Annotated in this window: 16 protein-coding genes; 5 read left to right on the top strand and 11 right to left on the bottom strand. The window is 66.0% G+C overall.

Annotated features, from left to right (window positions below; all coding sequences use genetic code 11):
- Positions 1-192: 192 nt before the first annotated feature.
- From KW832_RS14900 to queF, 4 genes are all read left to right on the top strand, one after another.
- Positions 193-3324, top strand: coding sequence for an Rne/Rng family ribonuclease (locus KW832_RS14900; RefSeq protein ID WP_218300542.1), 3132 nt, complete (start codon positions 193-195; stop codon positions 3322-3324).
- A 217-nt stretch (positions 3325-3541) separates the two neighbouring features.
- Positions 3542-4327: a peroxide stress protein YaaA gene (gene yaaA, locus KW832_RS14895; protein WP_218300541.1), complete on the top strand. Its 786-nt coding sequence runs from the start codon at positions 3542-3544 to the stop codon at positions 4325-4327.
- Positions 4328-4360: 33 nt separating this feature from the next.
- Positions 4361-5275 carry a 2OG-Fe(II) oxygenase gene (locus tag KW832_RS14890; protein ID WP_176886649.1) on the top strand — a complete coding sequence of 305 codons (915 nt, stop codon included), beginning with the start codon at positions 4361-4363 and terminating at the stop codon, positions 5273-5275.
- Positions 5276-5332: 57 nt separating this feature from the next.
- The gene (queF, locus tag KW832_RS14885) at positions 5333-6178 is read left to right on the top strand and encodes an NADPH-dependent 7-cyano-7-deazaguanine reductase QueF (protein WP_218300540.1); all 846 of its coding nucleotides are present in this window, start codon (positions 5333-5335) and stop codon (positions 6176-6178) included.
- 25 nt (positions 6179-6203) lie between these two features.
- Here the strand turns inward: queF and KW832_RS14880 are convergent, their stop codons facing one another.
- The 11 genes from KW832_RS14880 to KW832_RS14830 form a co-directional block, all read right to left on the bottom strand.
- Positions 6204-6470, bottom strand: a complete 267-nt coding sequence (locus KW832_RS14880; RefSeq protein WP_121505738.1) for a hypothetical protein — start codon at positions 6468-6470, stop codon at positions 6204-6206.
- 100 nt (positions 6471-6570) lie between these two features.
- On the bottom strand, positions 6571-8130 hold the full coding sequence (locus KW832_RS14875) for a PAS domain-containing methyl-accepting chemotaxis protein (RefSeq protein ID WP_218300539.1): 1560 nt from the start codon (positions 8128-8130) through the stop codon (positions 6571-6573).
- A 240-nt stretch (positions 8131-8370) separates the two neighbouring features.
- Positions 8371-8859 (bottom strand): tetratricopeptide repeat protein, encoded by a 489-nt coding sequence (locus tag KW832_RS14870; RefSeq protein WP_121420787.1) that lies wholly within the window; start codon positions 8857-8859, stop codon positions 8371-8373.
- A 151-nt stretch (positions 8860-9010) separates the two neighbouring features.
- Complete coding sequence (locus tag KW832_RS14865) at positions 9011-9793, bottom strand: anti-sigma factor domain-containing protein (RefSeq protein WP_218300538.1); 783 nt, start codon at positions 9791-9793, stop codon at positions 9011-9013.
- Entirely contained in the window at positions 9790-10425 is a 636-nt protein-coding gene (locus tag KW832_RS14860) for a sigma-70 family RNA polymerase sigma factor (protein ID WP_218300537.1), read from the bottom strand. The genes KW832_RS14865 and KW832_RS14860 overlap by 4 nt, the downstream gene beginning before the upstream one ends.
- A gap of 117 nt (positions 10426-10542) precedes the next feature.
- Positions 10543-11781, bottom strand: coding sequence for a DNA polymerase IV (locus KW832_RS14855; RefSeq protein ID WP_121505733.1), 1239 nt, complete (start codon positions 11779-11781; stop codon positions 10543-10545).
- Positions 11782-11945: 164 nt separating this feature from the next.
- Positions 11946-13631, bottom strand: a complete 1686-nt coding sequence (locus KW832_RS14850; RefSeq protein ID WP_218300536.1) for a thiamine pyrophosphate-binding protein — start codon at positions 13629-13631, stop codon at positions 11946-11948.
- A gap of 34 nt (positions 13632-13665) precedes the next feature.
- Entirely contained in the window at positions 13666-14892 is a 1227-nt protein-coding gene (locus tag KW832_RS14845; protein WP_218300535.1) for a pyridoxal phosphate-dependent aminotransferase, read from the bottom strand.
- Positions 14889-15806: an amino acid ABC transporter substrate-binding protein gene (locus KW832_RS14840; protein ID WP_218300534.1), complete on the bottom strand. Its 918-nt coding sequence runs from the start codon at positions 15804-15806 to the stop codon at positions 14889-14891. The genes KW832_RS14845 and KW832_RS14840 overlap by 4 nt, the downstream gene beginning before the upstream one ends.
- A 119-nt stretch (positions 15807-15925) precedes the next feature.
- Complete coding sequence (locus tag KW832_RS14835) at positions 15926-17122, bottom strand: FAD-binding oxidoreductase (RefSeq protein ID WP_218300533.1); 1197 nt, start codon at positions 17120-17122, stop codon at positions 15926-15928.
- Positions 17123-17145: 23 nt separating this feature from the next.
- Positions 17146-18681 (bottom strand): aldehyde dehydrogenase family protein, encoded by a 1536-nt coding sequence (locus KW832_RS14830; RefSeq protein ID WP_218300532.1) that lies wholly within the window; start codon positions 18679-18681, stop codon positions 17146-17148.
- 244 nt (positions 18682-18925) lie between these two features.
- Here KW832_RS14830 and KW832_RS14825 point away from each other — a divergent pair, with 244 nt between their 5' ends.
- Positions 18926-19837: a LysR family transcriptional regulator gene (locus KW832_RS14825; protein WP_218300531.1), complete on the top strand. Its 912-nt coding sequence runs from the start codon at positions 18926-18928 to the stop codon at positions 19835-19837.
- Positions 19838-19855 lie beyond the last annotated feature (18 nt).

Below are 19855 nucleotides of genomic sequence, written 5' to 3'. Positions count from 1 at the left end.
CGCTAGAGCGCGGCAGATCATTGGCATCCCCGGCAATTCCCTTCGTTTCGATGCGTCAGTCCAGGCATTCACAGCTCCTGTAGAGCTTGTTGTATTGGTTTGGAAACTGTGGGCGGCAGCCCGCGCAGCCCTCTCCGTGGGTCACGGTTGGCTGCTCCGCTGCTGTCCGCGAAACACTGAAGGAATCGCATCATGAAGCGGATGCTCATCAACGCCACGCAGCCCGAAGAACGGCGCCTGGCCATCGTCGACGGACAAAAACTCCTCGACTACGAAATCGAAATCGAAGGGCGCGAACAGCGCAAGGGCAACATCTACAAGGCCGTCGTCACGCGCGTCGAGCCCTCGCTGGAAGCCTGTTTTGTGGACTACGGCGAAGACCGCCATGGCTTCCTGCCGTTCAAGGAAATCTCGCGCAGCTACTTCACCCCCGGTGTCTCGCCCAGCCAGGCGCGCATCAATGAGGTGATCAAGGAAGGCCAGGAACTGCTGGTTCAGGTTGAAAAGGAAGAGCGCGGCAACAAGGGCGCGGCCCTGACCACCTTCGTCTCGCTGGCCGGCCGCTATGTGGTGCTGATGCCCAACAACCCCCGGGGCGGTGGCGTATCGCGCCGCATCGAGGGCGAGGACCGCGCCGAGCTCAAGGAGGCGATGGACCAGCTCGAATACCCGAACGGCATGTCCATCATCGCGCGCACCGCCGGCATTGGCCGCACCGCGCCCGAGCTGCAGTGGGATCTGAACTACCTGCTCAAGCTCTGGAATGCCATCGACGGCGCCGCCAAGGGTGGCAAGGGCGCCTTCCTGATCTACCAGGAATCGAGCCTGGTGATCCGCGCGATCCGCGACTACTTCAACAACGACATCGGTGACATCCTCATCGATACCGACGACATCTACGAACAGGCACAGCAGTTCATGGCGCACGTCATGCCCGAGCATGCCGCCCGCGTGAAGCGCTACCGCGACGACGCCGCCCTGTTCAGCCGCTTCCAGATCGAGCACCAGATCGAATCGGCCTACGCCCGCACCGTGCAGCTGCCCTCGGGTGGCGCCATCGTGATCGACCACACCGAAGCGTTGGTGTCCGTGGACGTGAACTCGGCCCGCGCCATCAAGGGCGGCGACATCGAGGAAACCGCCACCCGCACCAACCTGGAAGCTGCCGACGAAGTGGCCCGCCAGATGCGCCTGCGCGACCTGGGCGGCCTGATCGTGATCGACTTCATCGACATGGAGGAGAGCAAGAACCGCCGCGAAGTGGAAAACCGCCTGCGCGACGCGCTCCGCCAGGACCGCGCCCGCGTGCAGTTCGGCACCATCAGCAAGTTCGGCCTGATGGAAATGAGCCGCCAGCGCCTCAAGCCCGCCTTGAGCGAAGGCTCGTCCATCCCCTGCCCTCGCTGCGGCGGCTCGGGCCACATCCGCGACACCGAATCGTCGGCCCTGCAGATCCTGCGCATCATTCAAGAAGAATCGATGAAGGACAACACGGCCGCCGTGCACTGCCAGGTGCCGGTGGAAGTGGCCTCGTTCCTGCTGAACGAGAAGCGCACCGAGATCGCCAAGATCGAACTCAAGCAGCGCGTGGCCGTGCTGATGGTGCCCAACAAGACGCTGGAAACCCCCAACTATCGCCTGGAGCGCCTCAAGCACGACGACCCGCGCCTGGACCACATCGAAGCCAGCTACAAGCTTGCTGAAGAGGTGGAAGACCCCACGGCCGTGACGCGCCGCTCGCAAGAGCCCACCAACAAGCAGACGCCGGTGATCAAGGGCGTGTTGCCCGACGCACCCGCCCCGGTGGCCGAGCCCCGTGCCGAAGGCGCCGCCCGCCCACCACGCGCTGGCCAGCGCCCCGCCGCTGCGACCGCGCCAGCACCCGCCCCCGTGGCAACCCCGGCCCCGGCTGCGGCCGCCCCCCAAGAGCAAGGCTTCTTTGGGTGGATCAAGAGCCTGTTCGGCGTTGGCACCACACCGGCAGCCCCTGCCCCCGTGGCCGCGCCCGCACCAGCAGCAGCCCCGGAGACCACCGCCCGTGGCGAACCCCGCCGCGATGGCCGCAACGGTGAAGGCCGTGGCCGCCGTGGTGGCCGCGATGGCAACCGGGACGGCCAGCGCGAAGGCGCACCCCGTGACGGCAACCGCGAAGGCAACGGCGAAGGCCGGGGCCGCCGTGGCGAACGCTCGGCCGAAGGCCGCGCACCCCGCGACGCCGAGCGCCGCCCCGAAGGCGAGGCCCGCGAAGGCCAAGGCCGCGACGGTGGCCGCAATGGACGCGAAGGGCGTGAAGGAGGCGGCCGTGGCCGCCGCGACAACACCGAGCCGCGCAACCAGAACGCAGGCTTGAACGGTGATAACAACACCGCCGTGACCGCACAGGTGGAAGGCCCCAACGCTGGCAATCCCGGCAACAGCACAGAAGTCCAACCCACCCAGCAGCCCCGTGGCGAACGCGGCCCACGCCGTGAACGTGGGGATCGCGGCAACCGTGGCGAACGTGGCGAGCGCGCCCCCCGCGCGGTGGAAGCCCAGGAAACGGCCGCTGCCGCAGCGCCTGGCGACTTTGCCGACACAGCGCCACTGGCTGCCTTGCCCGATCTGGACCTGTCCGGCAACGACGCTCAGCCCAACGGCAATGGAGCCGCTGCAGAAGAACAGCGTCGCGAGCGCCGTTCGCGCGACCGCTACGGCCGTGACCGCCGCGAGCGTGGCGAACGCGGTCCGCGTGACAACAACGGCAATGCCGAAGCCGCCGCACCGGCGATGCTGGATTTCGACCCCACGCAGGCCGAGCCAGCACCCGCGCAGGACGAAGCGCCACGCCGCAGCTACTTCACGGCCCCTGCAGCGGAGCCAGCGGCAGCGGCACCCGCGCCAGCGCCTGTGGCAGCACCCGTGCCCGCCCCGGCCCACGCACCGGCCCCCGTTGCTGCACCTGTCGCCGCGCCGGTAGCAGCCCCGGTGGCGGCCGCGCCAGCACCTGTGGCGGCACCAGCGCCTGTTGCAGCACCTGCACCCTCTGCGGCACCCGTCGCACCGGTGGTACCCGCTGCGAACGGTCTGCCCCGCGTCCAGGCGTTCGCACTGCCCATCGACGAGCTGCAGCAAGTGGCTGCCGCGTCGGGCCTGCAGTGGGTCAACTCCGACATGGACAAGATCGCTGCTGTGCAAGCTGCGATTGCCGCCGAGCCCAAGCCCATCCGCGTGCCGCGCGAGCGCCCACCTGCAGTAGTGCTGGACGAAGGCCCGCTGGTGCTGGTGGAAACCCGCCGCGACCTGTCTGCCATGAAGCTGCCGTTTGAGCAGACTCCCTCGGCCTGATGCGCTGAAAACAGCTGCTGCCCCTCAGGGAGCCGCAGCTATGCAAAAAGAAGGCGGCCCAGGCCGCCTTCTTTTTTTGCGGGAGCCTGCGAATGCCCGCAAGCGCCCGAAGACAGTCCTTCAACAGGTACCATTTCGAGCCACCGCCTCCCCAGAATCGCAGCAGCCCACCCGGCCACCTGCTGCACCTTCCGAGATCCACGGACCTTCTGCCTCCATGCTGTTCCTGCTGTCTCCCGCCAAATCGCTCGACTACGACACGCCCTTGCCCGAAGGCCTGCCACACACCACGCCCCAGTTTGTGGCGCAATCCACCGCGCTCATTGAGGTGCTGCGCGAGCAATCTCCGCAGCAAATCGCTTCGCTGATGGACCTGAGTGACAAGCTCGCCGCGCTGAACGTGGCGCGCTACCAGGCCTGGCGCCCCCGTTTCACGGCCGCCAACTCGCGCCAGGCGCTGCTGGCCTTCAACGGCGATGTGTACGAGGGACTGGACGCCCGCACGCTCGCCCCGCAGGACCGGGACTGGGCACAAAGCCATGTGGCCATCTTGAGCGGCCTCTATGGCGTGCTGCGGCCGCTGGACCGCATGCAGCCCTACCGCCTGGAAATGGGCACGCGCCTGGCCACCAGCGCAGGCAGCAACCTGTACCAGTTCTGGGGCAGCCAGATTGCCGAGCACCTCAACACCCGCCTGCGCGCCGACACGACCCCCGTGGTGGTCAACCTGGCGTCGCAGGAATACTTCAAGTCCGTCGACCGCAAGGCGCTCAAGGCCCGTGTCATCGAATGTGTGTTCGAAGACTGGAAAGGCGGCGCTTACAAGATCATCAGCTTCCATGCCAAACGTGCGCGGGGCCTGATGGCGCGCTATGCGATCACGCACCGCGTGGCCACGCCGCACAAGCTCGAGGGGTTTGATCTGGACGGCTATGCCTTTGCCCCGGCATCATCCGAGCCCGAGCGCTTGGTCTTCCGGCGCAAGACCCCTCCCACCGCCTGAAACTGCTAACCCCATTCACGTTGAAGGACCGCCATGGCATCGCGTTCTGAGCAGCACCCCGACAGCAGCACCACAACCACCCACCAGCGCGCCAGCACCGCGCGGCAGGCCATCACGCCCGAGCTGCGCCGCTGGATCATCGAACAGGCCCAGGCCGGCTACGCCGCGCCTGTGGTGCTGCAGTCCATGCGCGATGCGGGCTGGGATGAAGACGTGGCCGCCGACGCCTTGGAGGTCACGCTGCAAGACCACCTGAACGAACTGGCCGTACAACAAGGCCAGCCCGCCGCCGTGCCTGTGCCCGAGCCCCAGCTGGATGCATCGCCCGCCCAGGTGGACTGTGGCGATCGCACCGTGAATGTGCTGCTGGCCATGGCCCAGCCGCGCATCGTGGTGTTTGGCAACCTGCTCTCGCCCGAAGAATGCGACGCCCTCATCGCGGACGCTGCGCCGCGCATGGCGCGCTCGCTCACCGTGGCCACCAAGACGGGCGGCGAGGAAATCAATGACGACCGCACCAGCGACGGCATGTTCTTCCAGCGCGGCCAGAGCCCGCTGATCCAGCGCATCGAAGAACGTATTGCGCGCCTGCTGAACTGGCCCATCGAGAACGGCGAGGGCCTGCAGGTGCTGCACTACCGCCCAGGCGCCGAGTACAAGCCGCACTACGACTACTTCGACCCCGCCGAGCCCGGCACACCCACCATCGTCCAGCGCGGCGGGCAACGTGTGGGCACACTGGTGATGTACCTGAACACCCCCGAAAAAGGCGGCGGCACCACCTTCCCCGACGTGCACCTGGAGGTCGCGCCGCAGCGCGGCAATGCGGTGTTCTTCAGCTATGAGCGCCCGCACCCGTCCACCCGCACGCTGCACGGCGGTGCGCCGGTGATCGCGGGCGAGAAGTGGATCGCCACCAAGTGGCTGCGCGAACGGGAATTCAAGTAAAAACAGGCTCTAGCGCTTATCCATAAAGCGCTATTAGCTATAAATTTAATAGCATTTATGAACACCCCGGAACAATCCCAACTCGGCAAGTCCTCCGCCTACGTGGACCAGTACGACGCATCGCTGCTGTTCCCCATCCCCCGCTCTGGCAAGCGCGCCGAAATCGGGATCACCGGCGCCGCGCCGTTCTTCGGGGCCGACCTGTGGACGGCCTTCGAGCTGTCGTGGCTGAACCTGCGCGGCAAGCCGCAGGTGGCGCTGGCGCACATCACCGTGCCGTGCGAAACGCCCAACATCGTGGAGAGTAAGTCGTTCAAGCTGTACTTGAACAGCTTCAACAACACCCGTTTTGCCGATGCGGCCGAAGTGCAGGCGCGCATCCGCACCGACATCAGTGAAGCCGCGTGGCGCGGCGCGGAACACCCGGCCACCGTGGGCGTGAGGCTCATCGCGCCGGATCTGTTCGACCAGGAACCCGTGCATGAACTGGACGGCCTGAGCCTGGACCGCCTGGATGTGGAATGCACGCAGTACCAGCCAGCCCCCGAATTGCTGACGGCCACGTTCAACGAAGCACCCGTGACCGAAACACTGACCAGCAACCTGCTCAAAAGCAACTGCCTGGTGACCGGCCAGCCCGACTGGGGCAGTGTGCAGATCAGCTACAGCGGCCCGCAGATCAACCAGGAAGGGCTGCTGCAGTACCTGGTGAGCTTTCGCAACCACAACGAGTTCCACGAGCAGTGCGTGGAGCGCATCTTCATGGATGTGTGGACGCGCTGCAAACCCATCAAACTGACTGTGTACGCGCGCTACACGCGCCGGGGCGGGCTGGACATCAACCCGCTGCGCACCAGCCACCCGCAAGGTCTGCCGCGCAACGTGCGCACGGCACGGCAGTAGGCCCAGCCGCCGTCAGTCGCGTCCATCAGCTCCGCGCATCGATCCAGTCGCACCGCAGGGTGTGGCGCAGGTGGGCACGCGTTCGCCAGGTGACATAGAGGCTGGGCCCGAAGATACCCATCAGGCACAGCGGCGCGGTCCACGGCTCGCCAAAAGCGATGATGGGAAACCAGCCCACCCAGCCCAGCATCCAGACCGTCAACACCAGGTCCCACAGGTGGTATTCGAGCGGGTGGTCTGCCTTGTGCGCGACATGCCACTGCTTGATGCGTTGCAGCTCGTTGAGGGTCATGGTGATCTCCCGGAAAACGGGAAAATCACTGTAAGTTACGAGTAAGCATTCGTCAAGGTCTGCGTGGCTGGCGGTCGCTCGCCACAGCACCCGTTACCCGTTACCCCAGCCGGAACACATCCACCGAGCGGCCCAGCGACACCGCACTTTCCTTGAGCCCCTGCGCCGCCGCCGCAGACTCCTCGACCAGCGCCGCGTTCTGCTGCGTCACGGTGTCCAGCTGCGTCACCGCCTCGTTGACCTGGGCGATGCCTTGCGACTGCTCTTTGGTGGCACTGCTGATCTGCTGCACCAGCGTGCTCACGCGCTCCACTGCATCGACCACGCCCTCAATGGTGGTGCCTGCATGGCCCATCTGCTGGGCACCGCTGGCGATCTGGTTCACCGTCACGCCGATCAGACCGCTGATCTCCTTGGCGGAGCTGGCGCTGCGCTGGGCCAGCGCCCGCACCTCACCCGCCACCACCGCAAAACCCCGCCCCTGCTCGCCGGCACGGGCCGCCTCGACGGCGGCGTTCAGGGCCAGCAGATTGGTCTGGAAGGCGATGCCCTCGATCACGCCCACGATTTCGCTGATCTTGGTGGACGACAACTTCATCTGCTGCATGGCGGCGCCCACCTCTTGCACCGCTTGGCCGCCGCGCTTGGCGATGTCGCTGCTCTGCGCGCTCTCGCGCGAGACCTTGGCGGCAGTCTCGGAGGTCTCCAGCACCGTGCTGGCCAGTTGCTCCATGGCCGCAGCAGTCTCTTCCAGACTGCTGGCCTGCGATTCGGTGCGGGCCGACAGGTCCAGGCCGCCGCGCGAGATCTCGTCGGCTGAGTCAATGAAGTTGCGCACCTCGGTGCGCACATCGCCCACCACTGCGCGCAGATTGACCTGGGTCTGCAGCAGGCGCTGCATCAGCGCGCCCAGAGGTTGGGGATAGTCAGTGCCCACCGACGTGGCCAGGTTGCAGGCCGAGATGTCGGACGCGAAGCGGGTGGCATCGTGCACGCCCTGCAACACGGTGGCCTGAAAGCGCCACAGCGTCCACCCCACCCCCAGTAACAGCAACACCAAGCGGGCTACCCAGGCGGTGGTGCCTTGCAGACCCATCACATCGGGCAACAAGGCCAGCAGCACCGTTACCAGCAGCAGGATCGCCATGCGGGGCAGCAACGCCATCTGCGCCAGGTGCTGCTGCCAGCCACGCACTCCCCGGTAGCGCACGTTGCCCGAGTCCAGGTAGAAGCTGCTCGCGCCCGATGCCGCCTCGCTGCGCATCTGGGCATACAGGGCTTCGGCAGCAGAAATTTCTGCCGCGCTGGGCTTGGTGCGCACCGACATGTAGGCGCGCGGCTTGCCGCCTTCCATGATGGGGGTGACGTTGGCGCGCACCCAATAGTGGTCGCCGTTTTTGCGGCGGTTTTTGACAATCCCTGTCCACGGCTCGCCCCGGCCGACGGTCCGCCACAGATCCCTGTAGGCCTCGGCGGGCATGTCGGGGTGGCGGATGAGGTTGTGCGGCTGCCCAATGAGTTCGTCGTAGCTGTAGCCGCTCACGCGAACGAACGCTGGATTGCAGTGGGTAATCTCGCCCTTGGTGTTGGTGCTGGACACCAGCAGTTCATCGCCGGAATAGTCGAAGTTCTGCTGGGTCACCGGCAGGTTGATGCGCATGTTGGCTCCTGATGGGCCTGCAGCAGAGGCAGGCAGCGCGGCACGCTATTCGTTACCGCTTGATACCGATCAAGTCTAACGGGCCAACAGCGCCTTACACACTAAAAATCAGGCGCCTGAAAACGATACAAAGCGGATAACAAAACCCAGCGCAGCGGTTCTGGCGAGGCGCTGCGTCGCAGGCAGTACGGGTAGTACGACCAGACGCAGCAACAACGCAGGAAGGGCTTTTAGCCGCTCTTACTGCGCCGGCTTGTAGGCCGCAATGGCCTTGGCCAGATCGGTGGTCTCCTCGCACTGCGCGCAGATGGCCTGCAGCTTGGCGAGCTGGGCTTCGGCCTGCGCCTTCTGGCCAACCTTGAGGTAGCCCATGCCCGAGTATTCCAGCGCTCCCTTGTGGCGGGGGTCCAGCGCCAGTGCCTTGTTGTAGGCCGCAAACGCCTCGTCGTATTTGCCGAGCCAACGGTTGGAGTAGCCCAGCAGGTTATAGGCATCGGCGTTCTGCGGATTCTGGGCCACCACCTTGCTGAAGCTGCTGGCCGCCAGCGCCCAGTTCTTGGCTTCGATGGCTTTTTTGCCCACGGCAAAGTCATCGATGCGTGCATTCTCCACTGGCGTGGTGGGCATATCGGCCGCGTGGGCCATGGGCAGTGCCAACACGGGCACCAGCACCAGCGCCAGGCTCAGCAGGGGCGCAGACATCAAGGGGCGAACAGGGAATGAAGGCATGGGAGGCTCCTGAAAACGTGAAGTTGGAATGGTCTGAGGCCGCGCTGGCCCCATGCCGGAGACCGGCACCTCAGATAAACGACACGGAATGCAAAACGGATGCAGCATCCGGGCAATTATTTATGCAAAGCCGATGGAGGCCTTGCGCCGCTCACCACAGCTTGGCGCAGTTGCCGGTGAAAAGCACGGTGCTGCTGGGCACCTGCGGCGTTGCCGATGTCTCCAGCGTCACCATGAGTTTGCTGACCTTGAGCAGCAGCTTCTCCGACGTATCGGACAACACCGACACCGCAGAACCCGCCACCGGCACCGTGCCCAACACAAACGGGGCACCGTCAGCTGGCACCGCCCACAGCACCAGCTGGGGGGCTGCACCCGCCATCGTCGCTGGCATCGCTGGCATCGCTGGAAGCGTGATAGGCCCGATGACCTTCACCGTCAGCGTGCGTCCATGGCGCAGCGAACTCACCAGCACCTTGCCGTTGCCCGCCTCGTCCGTCAGCAGGCCCACATAGGCCTGCGGCAGTTTGTCCCCTGCGCGCAAGGCCACCTGGTCGCTCGACACAAACAAGGTTGGCACCGCAGCCACCAGGGCCACGGTGGCCACCACACCCAACACCACACCCGCCAAGCCCTGCAACACACCATGGCGCCGCCACAGCACACCGGCCCAACCGCCCTGCGGGGCTGCGTCTTTCACATCGCGCGGCCGGGTGCGCGCCTCTATGGCGGCCCACACGCGCTGCGGTGGCTGTTGCACCGGCACCGAACTGGCCAGCATCCCCAGCCGCCCTTCCCACTGCGCCACCAGCAACTGCACGTCGCCGCGATCGCGCAGCAGCCGCTCGAAGCGGCGGCGCGCGCCACCGCCCAGCGTGCCCAGCACATAGGCAGACGCTAGGTGGTCCAGCAGCGCGGGGTGGGTGTACCTCATGCGCCCATCCCTTGCGCGGACAGGCAGCTTTTCAGGCGCTCCAGGCCCCGCCGGATCCACGCCTTGACCGAACCTAGCGGCGCGCCCATCTGGGCCGCCACTTCGGAATGCGACAGGCCTTGGTAGTAAGCCAGTGCCAGGCTTTGCCGGTAGCTCCCCTCCAGCGCATTCATGCAGCCGTCGATGCGCAGCGCCTGGGTGGCCTGCTCCAGCAGATGCATCGCGCTGGGTGCGGGGGCCAATGCAGACGCAGCACCCATCGCGTCGCGGCCATCCCCATCACTGCCTGCAAGCTCCGTGGTGTCGTTCCAGGCGCTTTCAGGCCGCCGGGCGCGGACACGCAAGGCGTCCAGCGCCTTGTTGCGCACGATGGCGATCAGCCATGTCATGGGCTGGATAGGCTGCCCGCCCACTTCGCTGCGGTAGCTCCCAGCGTTCTTCCAGATGCTCACATACGCCTCTTGCAGCACATCCTCGGCCGCCTGTCCTTGTCCCAACATACGCACGGCAACGCCGAACAGATGCACGTGGGTGCGCTGGTAGATCTGCGCGAAGGCGGCATGGTCTCCCCCGGCTGCGGCGCGGATCAACGCTTGCAGGTTGGCGGAAGGAACATCGGTGGCAGTGGCCATATGCGGGCGAGTATAGGAACGCAACAGGCGGTGCAGGCAGGTCCCACTCTGGGTGTTTACGCCGATTGCCACGACCCCACCGGGCCGTGAACTGGCAGGAAACGACGTCAACCCGCGCTAAAAAAGCTGCGCCGTGCCACCCACACCCTCTGCGCCATCTGCGCGATCTGCGGAGCCTGGCTTGCGTCGGCGCGCTTCTGCCGTTGCCCCAGCCCGTGGCTCCAGCACGGGCTCTTCGCCCCGCCGCGCCAGCGTGCTGGCCCGCACGCCCAGCAGCCGCAGGCGCTTGTCCAGCGGCACGCGTTTGAGACACTGCCCGGCCAGCTGGCGGATGGTGGCGCCGTCGGCCGTGTAGAGGTTCGCCGTGTGGTCGCGCGTGGCGATCTTGAAGTCGTCGTAGCGCAGCTTGATGCCGATGGTGCGCGCCACATAGCCCTTGCGCTGCAGGTCTTCTGCCAGGCGCATACACAGGTCGGTGAAGATCGCGCCCAGTTCAGCGCGGTCCCGCACTGCGTGCAGGTCGCGGTCGAACGTGGTCTCGCGGCTCATGCTCACGGGCTCGCTCTCGGTCACCACCGGGCTGTCGTCCCGCCCCCAGGCCACCCGGTGCATCCACGCCCCGGTGGACTTGCCAAAGTGGCCCATCAGCCATTGCTCATCCTGCGCCGCCAGCTGCCCGATGGTTTCGATGCCCAGCCGTGCCAGCTTCTCACCGGCCTTGGGGCCAATGCCATTGATTTTGCGCACATTGAGCGGCCAGATCCTGGTCTGCAGGTCTTCCTCGTAAACGATGGAGATGCCGTTGGGCTTGTTGAACTCGCTGGCCATCTTGGCCAGCAGCCGGTTGGGCGCCACGCCAATCGAGCAAGTCAGCCCGGTCACGTCAAAGATGCTCTTCTGGATGAGCCGCGCCAGCACCCTGCCCCCTTCGCGCTGGCCGCCGGGCACGTCGGTGAAGTCGATGTACACCTCGTCCACGCCCCGGTCTTGCATCACGGGGGCTATCTCCATGATGGTGCTTTTGAACAGGCGTGAAAACCGCCGCACCTCGTCAAAATCCACCGGCAACACAATGGCCTGCGGGCACAGCTTGGCGGCCTTCATCATCCCCATGGCCGAGCCCACACCAAACTGCCGCGCGGGGTAGGTGGCGGTGGTGATCACGCCCCGGCCCACATAGTCCTTGAGCAGCGGAAAGTCCTCCACCGGGATGAAATGCCGCTCGCGCAAGCCCGTGCCATCCGGGCCTTGCAACAACAGTTCATCCACCTTGCGCCGCCCGCCCCCAATCACCACGGGCAGGCCCTTGAGCTGCGGGTAGCGCAGCAGTTCGACAGATGCGAAAAAGGCATCCATATCGAGATGGGCGATGCGGCGCAGCCGCTGCCCCTGGCGCTGAGGTGGGGCGGCAGTTGCGGGCTCGTTATCGGGGAAATCGGGCGCTGAAACGGTCACGCCCGCTATTGTGCGCGGCACAGTGACAGACTGCTGCCACCGGGCATGACGGTGCTATCGCTTGGCTATCGCTTGGCCATCGCCGCGCTGCGAATGCCCTGCAGCGTGCCCGTGGGCGTGATGGCCTCGGGGTCGATCAAACAGTGCAACACGCTGGGCAGGCCGCTCGCGCGTGCACGGGCAAGAGCCGGAGCGAAGTCTTCGGTGCGCTCTACCCGCTCTCCATGCCCGCCAAAGGCCTGGGCGTAGGCTTTGAAGTCCGGATTCTTGAGCTGGGTGGCGCTGATGCGGCCGGGGTACTCACGCTCCTGGTGCATGCGGATGGTGCCGTACATGGCGTTATCGAGCAGCACCACGATGATGGGCAGGCCGTACTGCACAGCGGTCGCAAACTCCTGTCCGTGCATCAAGAAATCGCCGTCGCCCGCAAACACCACCACCTCGCGCTGCGGCCACAGGCGCTTGGCACCCACACCCGCAGGCAGGCCGTAACCCATGGAGCCACTGGTGGGCGCCAGCTGGCTGGCATAAGTGGTAAACGGCCAGAAGCGGTGCACCCAGGTGGCAAAGTTGCCTGCGCCGTTGCAGAAGATGGTGTTGGCCGGCAGCGTGGACTTGAGATGCTGCATGACCTGGCCCATCTGCAGCTCGCCGGGGATCTGGATGGGGTTGGTGTCGCTCCACAGGATGTACTCGGACCGTGCCATCTCCGCATGGGCATGCCAGGCCACCGCCCCCGCTGGCCGCACACCCGCCAGCGCCGCCGTGAATGCCTGCGGCGTTGCGTGGATGGCCTGCGCGGGCCGGTACAGCTTGCCCAGCTCATCGGCATCGGCATGCACATGCACCAGCGGCTGCGTGGGGTTGGGGATCGCAAACAGCTCGTAGCCCTGCGACGGGATCTCTGACAGGCGCCCGCCCACCACCAGCACCAGATCGGACTCGCGGATGCGAGCCAACAGGCGCGGGTTCACCCCCAGGCCCAGGTCGCCGCCATAGCAGGCGTGGTTGGCCGGGAAGAGCATTTGTCGCCGGAACGAGCAATACACCGGCAGCGACCAAGCCTCGGCAAACGCCACAAACTCGCGCACCGCCTGCTCGGACCAGCGGCTGCCGCCCAGGATTGCCACGGGCTGGTGCGCGGCTTTCAGGCGTTGGGCCAGCTCGGCCATCTGCGCAGCCCCTGGGTGCGTCTCCGCCACCTGGTAGGGCAATGCATCGGCCACGCTGGCGGCTTCGGTCAGCATGTCCTCGGGCAGCGCCACCACCACCGGGCCGGGGCGGCCCGAGGTGGCGACGTGGAAGGCGCGCGAGATCAGCTCGGGCACACGGGCCGGGTCGTCAATCTGCACCACCCACTTCGCCATGGTGCCAAACACCGCGCTGTAATCCAGCTCCTGGAACGCCTCGCGCCCCATGGCACCGCGTGCCACCTGGCCCACGAAGAGGATCAGGGGGGTCGAGTCCTGGTGAGCGATGTGCACACCGGCCGACGCATTGGTGGCGCCCGGCCCGCGTGTCACAAAGCAGATGCCGGGCTGGCCCGTGAGCTTGCCCTGTGCCTCGGCCATCATGGCCGCGCCGCCTTCCTGGCGGCACACCGTCACGGCAATGTCGGCATCGTGCAGGGCATCGAGCACGGCCAGATAGCTCTCGCCCGGCACGCAGAACAGCTGCTTCACGCCGTGGGTGATGAGCTGGCGGACCAGGATCTGGCCGCCCGTGCGGGAGGTGGTGGGTGCGGTAGTCATATCAGACGGTCATTTCACAAAACAGAACAAGAACTCAGAACAGTGCCTTACACGCGCGCTGGATGCGCGCGCAGGCCTCTTGCAGTTCGGCCATGCTGGCAGCGTACGAGATACGGAAGTACGGCGCCAGCCCCAGCACGCTGCCTGGCACCACGGCCACATGGAACTCGCGCAGCAGGTAGTCGCAAAAATCGGCGTCGGTGCGAAGCAATACACCGCCCGGCGTGGTGCGGCCCAGCACACCTTCGCAACTGGCAAAGGTGTAGAACGCGCCCTCGGGCACACGGCAACGCAGGCCCGGCGATGCGTTGAGGGCCGCCACCACCAGGTCGCGCCGCGCCTGAAACGCTCGGCAGCGCTCGGCCACCACGTCCTGCGGGCCGGTGAGCGCAGCCACCGCAGCGGCCTGGCTGATGGACGACGCGCACGATGTGGCCTGGCTTTGCACCACTGCCATGGCCGCGATCAATGCCTTGGGGCCTGCGCCGTAGCCCAGGCGCCAGCCCGTCATCGCATAGGCCTTGGAGACACCGTTCACCGTCAGCGTGCGATCGCGCAGCGAGGGCAGCACAGCGGCGGGCGTGGCAAAAGCGCGGCCGTCGTACAGGATGTGTTCGTAGATGTCGTCCGCCAGCAGCCACGCCTGCGGGTGGCGCTCCACCACTTCCAGCACGGGCAGCAGCTGCTCGGCACTGTAGGCGGCGCCGCTGGGGTTGGAGGGCGAGTTGATGAACACCCAGCGCGTGCGCGGCGTGATGGCCGCGTCGAGCTGTTCGGGCGTAATGCGAAACCCGTTGGCTTCGCTGCAGGGCACCACCACAGGCACGCCACCGGCAATCAGCACCATGTCGGCGTACGACGTCCAGTACGGCGCGGGCAGGATCACCTCGTCGCCGGGATTCAGGCTGGCCATCAGCGCGTTGTAGATGACCTGCTTGGCGCCCGCACCCACCGTGATTTCGTTGGTGGCGAACACGAGGCCGTTGTCGCGGCGGAACTTGAGCTGGATGGCCGCCTTGAGCGCGGGCGTTCCGTCCAGCACCGTGTAGTGCGTGTCACCCTGCGCCATGGCCTGCTGCGCGGCTTCAATCACGTGGGCGGGCGTGTCAAAGTCGGGCTCGCCCAGGCCCAGCACGATGACGGGCTGGCCCTGGCGCTTGAGCTCGTTGGCGGCCTGGGTGATGCGCACGATGTCGGACACACCGATGGCGCTGATGCGGTCGGCCGCGCGGAAGGCCGTGGCAGGAACGGCGGCGCTCATTGCTGGTAGGTCTCCAGGGGCTTGTCGTTGGGCGTGGCAAACAGCTGGCGCAGCGTGGTGCCCAGCGGCAGGTTCAGGCTCATGTTCTTGGGCGGAATGGGATTCACGAACCACTTGGTGTAGATCTTTTCCATCTCGCCGCTTTGCATGAGCTTGGTGAGAACACCGTCCACCGCCGCCTTGAAGGCGGGGTCGTCCTTGCGGAACAGCAGCGCAATGGGCTCGGCACCCAGCGGCTCGCCCACGATGCGGTAGGCCGACGGGTCCTTGGAGTTGGCGATCATCCCGGCGAGCAGGTTGTCGTCGAGCACAAAGGCATCGGCACGGCCTGTTTCCAGCAGCAAGAAGCTCTCATGGTGGTCCTTGCCCAGCACGGTCTTGATGGCGCCGCCGCCCAGTGCGCGCTCTTGCTTGCGCAGCAACTGCACTGCCGTGGTACCGGTGGATGCCGCGATGGTGCGCCCGGCAAGTTGGCTGATGGACTTCAGGTCCGAATCCTTGCGCACCGCCATGCGCACTTCGCTCACGTAGGTGGTCACCGCAAAGGCCACCTGCTGCTGGCGCGCCGTGTTGTTGGTGGTGGGGCCGCAGCCGATGTCCAGCGTGCCGTTTTGCACCAGCGGCAGCGTGTTCTGCGCCGTCACGGCCATGTATTCAAGCTTGGCGTCGGGCGCGACTTCTTTCAGCACGCGCTCGCACAGCTCCACGTGGTAGCCCACGTATTTTTCGTTGGCGCCGAGTGCGTAGGCCATGGGCGGCGAGGTCTCGCGCACGCCAAGCACCGCCTTGCCAGATGCCTTAATTTTCTCCAGCGTGGGGGTGGATGGGGTCTGTGCCTGAGCGGGTGCAAAAGCCGTGTAGGCCAGTGCCAGCCCTGCGGCGAGCGCGGTGAATGTCTTGCGGGAAATTGCCATGGTCGTTGTCTCCGGTGGTGTTGTGATTGGCAGGTTGGAAAGCGTCGAAAGCAGAAATACCAAAAAAGGAAAAATCGAACGGGCGGTGCGCCGGGGCATCGCCGCAGGGGGCTCAAGGCTCAGATGACGTTTTTCTCCAGCAACGGCTGGTTGCGCGCAATGCGCTCGATGGACAGCGGCGACAGGTCCAGGCTCTGGTAGCCGCCCGTCAACATCCACTCCGCTAGGCCGCGCCCCACCGCCGGGCACTGCTGCAGGCCGTGCCCCGAAAAGCCGTTGGCAAACACCAGGTTGTCGCACGCCGGGTGCAGGCCCACGATGGCGTTGTGGTCGAAGGTGTTCATCTCGTAGTAGCCCGCCCAGGCACCCTGCATGCGCAGCGCCTCAAAGCCCGGAATGCGCTCGGCCAGCGTGGGCCAGATGTGGTTGTCAAACGCGTCGTACTCGGGCTCCAGCGGGGCAAAGTCGGCGTCGTTGTCCGCATCCGGCGCAAAGCCGCAGATGAAGCCTTTGCCCTCGGGCCGGAGCCAAATGCCACTGGTGTCGATGAGCAGCGGGCAACCCGGCAGCGTCGCAGGGCTGGCCAGGTTGAAGACGGTGCGACGCTTGCCCACCACGGGCAAATCAATGCCCGCCCAGCCCGCAATGGCTGCCGCCCACGGGCCGCCCGCGTTCACGGCGTAGCGGCAAGGCAGCACGGTGCCGCTTTGCAGGCGTACTGCGTTCACATGCAGCACGCCGTCGCTGGCCGCAGTGTCGAGGCCTACCGCGTCATCGGCCACATAGCGCACGCCCTGGCTCAGTGCCTTCTTGCGCAGCGCCGTCAGCAGCAGGTAGCCATCAAACCAGCCTTCGCCCGACAAGCCCAGCGAGCCCAGCGCCACATCCTGCAGTGCCAGCCACGGAAATCGCCCGGCCAGCTGCTGCGGGCTGAGCAGCGCCACATCGGCACCGTACTGCCTTTGCAACGCATGGTTCTCGCGCAGCGTGACCTCGCCTGCCTGCGTGGCCAGGTACAGGTAGCCGCCTTCGTGCAGACCGATGTTGGGCACATCGCCGTTGCAGGCCAGGAGCGTGCCCACGTTGCGCAGAAAGCCAATGCCGTAGGCCGAAATCTGGATGTTGATGTCGGTCGAAAACTGCTGGCGGATGGAGCTGGCCGACAGCGCTGACGATGCACGTGCATAGGTCGGGTCGCGCTCAACCACCACCACCTCGCAGCCCGGTTGCTGCAGCGTGAGGAAGTACGCAATCGCACTGCCAATGACACCACCGCCGATGATGACGATGGGGTGTGATTCCTTAGCGATCAACATGAACAGGGCAACCAGCGCGTGGGTTACACGTCAAACGTCACGCCCTGCGCCAGCGGCAATGCGGTGGAGTAGTTGATGGTGTTCGTCGCCCGGCGCATGTAGGCCTTCCAGCTGTCTGAGCCCGCTTCGCGGCCACCGCCGGTTTCCTTCTCGCCACCAAACGCGCCGCCAATCTCGGCGCCGCTGGGGCCAATGTTCACGTTGGCAATGCCGCAGTCCGAACCAGCGGCCGACATGAACAGCTCGGCCTCGCGCACATTGAGCGTGAAGATGGACGACGACAGGCCCGCTCCCACGGCGTTGTTCATGGCAATGGCTTCGTCGATGCTGCTGTAGCGCACCACGTACAGAATGGGCGCAAAGGTTTCGTGCAGCGCGGGGCCTTCGTGTTTTTGCAGCTCCACCAGCGCAGGGCGCACGTAGTACGCATGGTCACCGCCCACGCCTTCCACGCGGCCACCACCGTGCACCGTAGCGCCCAGCGCGCGGCTTTGCTCCAGCGCTTTTTGCATGCCGTCAAACGCAGGGCGGTCTATCAGCGGGCCCACCAGCGTGCCGGGCGTGCGCGGGTCGCCCACCTGCACGTTGGCGTACACCTTGGTCAGCTGGGGCACCAGCTGGTCGTAAATGCTCTCGTGCACAAACAGACGGCGCAGCGTGGTGCAGCGCTGGCCCGCCGTGCCCATGGCGGCGAACGCAATGCCGCGCAGGGCCAGGTTCAAATCGGCCGAGGGCGCCACGATGGCGGCGTTGTTACCGCCCAGCTCCAGGATGCCGCGCGCAAAACGCGCTGCAAGGCGCGGGCCCACGGCGCGGCCCATGGCGGTGGAGCCCGTGGCCGACAGCACGGGCACGCGGGCGTCATCCACCAGCACCTCGCCAATGTCGCGCTGGCCCACGATCAGCTCCAGCAAGCCTTCGGGTGCGTCGGCACCAAAACGGGCGATGGCACGCTGCGCAATCGCGTGCGTGGCCAGGGCCGTGAGCGGGGTCTTTTCCGAAGGCTTCCACACCACTGAATCACCACACACCAGTGCCAGCGCGGCGTTCCACGACCACACGGCTACCGGGAAGTTGAAGGCCGAAATGACGCCGCACACGCCCAGCGGATGCCAGGTTTCCATCATGCGGTGGCCGGGGCGCTCGGTGGCAATCGTCAGGCCGTACAGCTGGCGCGACAGGCCCACGGCAAAGTCGCAAATGTCGATCATCTCCTGCACCTCGCCCAGGCCTTCGGACGGGATCTTGCCCGCCTCGATGGTCACCAGCAGGCCCAGGTCGGCCTTGGCGGCACGCAGCTCCTCGCCCAGCAGGCGCACCAGCTCGCCCCGGCGCGGTGCGGGCACATTGCGCCACGCTTGGAAAGCCGCATGCGCGCGGCCGATGGCAGCCGTGGCGTCGGCCGCGCTTTGCTGTGGCACCTGGGCCAGCACCTCGCCCGTGATGGGCGAGCGCGCCGCCAGCGTGCCGCCGGTGTACGCCGTGCGGGGCACGCCCAGGCGTTGCAGCAGTTGATCGACTTCGGACACGAGGGAGGTGGCGACAGGGGTGGCGGACATGGCGGCTCGCTAGCTTGGATGGAGGCAGAGAAAGGGAAACAGCGTGGGAAAACACACGCAGTGAATGCGCCAATATCCGCCAATCGCGCCGCGCTGGATAGCAAAAAAATGGAACTACTTAATCACAAATCAGCATGAAGTACCTGAAAATATCAGGACCGCCACCCTATACCCAATGAGCGACAGGGGCTCAAAAGGCTCAATTTTTGGCGTCACCCATCATTCCCCCAACGCATGACCCAGTATGACCCTGCTGCGCCGAACCTTCCTGCCCTCTACCGCCGACCTGCTGGCCTTTGAGGCCGCTGCCCGTCACCAGAGCGTGTCGCGCGCGGCCGAAGAGCTGCACCTCACCCAAAGCGCCGTGTCGCGCCAGATCCGTCAGCTGGAAGAACAAATCGGCACCGCCCTCTTCCACCGCGTGCGCCAGCGCGTGGTGCTGACCGACGCGGGCCGGGTCTACGCGGCCGACGTGCAAAACGTGCTGCAGCAGCTGTCAGCCAGCACACAAAAAGCCATGGCGTTCTCCAGCACCGACGGCCTGCTCAACCTGGCCGTGCTGCCCACGCTGGGCACCCGCTGGCTCATCCCGCGCCTGGGCGGCTTCATGGCACTGCACCCCGAGGCCATGGTCAACTTCTCGGCCCGCACCGAGCCGTTTGACTTTGCGGGCACGCCGTTTGACGCCGCCATCCACTTCGGCACCCCGCACTGGGCAGGTGCCGTATGCGAATACCTGATGCACGAAGAAACCGTGCCCGTGTGCAGCCCCACCTACCGCGACCGCAACAACATTCACACACCGCAAGACCTCACGCGCGTGGTGCTGCTGCAGCAGAGCACCCGCCCCACTCAGTGGGCCGAATGGTTTGAGCTGGTGGGCGTGCCCACGGCCCTGGCCCTGCGCGGTCCGCAGTCCGAGCACTTCGCGATGATTGCGCAGGCTGCTGTCTCGCACCTGGGCGCGGCGCTGCTGCCGCGCTTTTTGATTGCGCAGGAACTGGCTGCGGGGAGCCTGGTGGAGCTGTCGGACCAGGTGCTGACGAGCACCGATGCGTACTACTTGGTGTACCCGGAGGCACGGGCGCAAACACCGTTGGTGAAGGCGTTCAGGAATTGGGTGGTGGGGGAATGTGAGGGGCAGCGGCAAGGGTGAGGACCGATCGCTCATACC

The sequence above is a fragment of the Acidovorax sp. sif0632 genome (assembly GCF_019218805.1).
Classification (GTDB): domain Bacteria; phylum Pseudomonadota; class Gammaproteobacteria; order Burkholderiales; family Burkholderiaceae_C; genus Acidovorax; species Acidovorax facilis.
This window is presented reverse-complemented; position numbering and strand designations above follow the sequence as displayed.

What these genes read in the sequence shown, in the direction of transcription:
- queF (WP_218300540.1), top strand. Translation starts at nt 5,333, where the DNA reads ATGAACACCCCGGAACAATCCCAACTCGGCAAGTCCTCCGCCTACGTG.
- KW832_RS14880 (WP_121505738.1), bottom strand. Translation starts at nt 6,470, where the DNA reads ATGACCCTCAACGAGCTGCAACGCATCAAGCAGTGGCATGTCGCGCAC.
- KW832_RS14850 (WP_218300536.1), bottom strand. Translation starts at nt 13,631, where the DNA reads ATGACTACCGCACCCACCACCTCCCGCACGGGCGGCCAGATCCTGGTC.
- KW832_RS14890 (WP_176886649.1), top strand. Translation starts at nt 4,361, where the DNA reads ATGGCATCGCGTTCTGAGCAGCACCCCGACAGCAGCACCACAACCACC.
- KW832_RS14870 (WP_121420787.1), bottom strand. Translation starts at nt 8,859, where the DNA reads ATGCCTTCATTCCCTGTTCGCCCCTTGATGTCTGCGCCCCTGCTGAGC.
- KW832_RS14830 (WP_218300532.1), bottom strand. Translation starts at nt 18,681, where the DNA reads ATGTCCGCCACCCCTGTCGCCACCTCCCTCGTGTCCGAAGTCGATCAA.
- KW832_RS14840 (WP_218300534.1), bottom strand. Translation starts at nt 15,806, where the DNA reads ATGGCAATTTCCCGCAAGACATTCACCGCGCTCGCCGCAGGGCTGGCA.
- KW832_RS14860 (WP_218300537.1), bottom strand. Translation starts at nt 10,425, where the DNA reads ATGGCCACTGCCACCGATGTTCCTTCCGCCAACCTGCAAGCGTTGATC.
- KW832_RS14900 (WP_218300542.1), top strand. Translation starts at nt 193, where the DNA reads ATGAAGCGGATGCTCATCAACGCCACGCAGCCCGAAGAACGGCGCCTG.
- KW832_RS14865 (WP_218300538.1), bottom strand. Translation starts at nt 9,793, where the DNA reads ATGAGGTACACCCACCCCGCGCTGCTGGACCACCTAGCGTCTGCCTAT.
- KW832_RS14845 (WP_218300535.1), bottom strand. Translation starts at nt 14,892, where the DNA reads ATGAGCGCCGCCGTTCCTGCCACGGCCTTCCGCGCGGCCGACCGCATC.
- yaaA (WP_218300541.1), top strand. Translation starts at nt 3,542, where the DNA reads ATGCTGTTCCTGCTGTCTCCCGCCAAATCGCTCGACTACGACACGCCC.
- KW832_RS14825 (WP_218300531.1), top strand. Translation starts at nt 18,926, where the DNA reads ATGACCCTGCTGCGCCGAACCTTCCTGCCCTCTACCGCCGACCTGCTG.
- KW832_RS14835 (WP_218300533.1), bottom strand. Translation starts at nt 17,122, where the DNA reads ATGTTGATCGCTAAGGAATCACACCCCATCGTCATCATCGGCGGTGGT.
- KW832_RS14875 (WP_218300539.1), bottom strand. Translation starts at nt 8,130, where the DNA reads ATGCGCATCAACCTGCCGGTGACCCAGCAGAACTTCGACTATTCCGGC.
- KW832_RS14855 (WP_121505733.1), bottom strand. Translation starts at nt 11,781, where the DNA reads ATGGATGCCTTTTTCGCATCTGTCGAACTGCTGCGCTACCCGCAGCTC.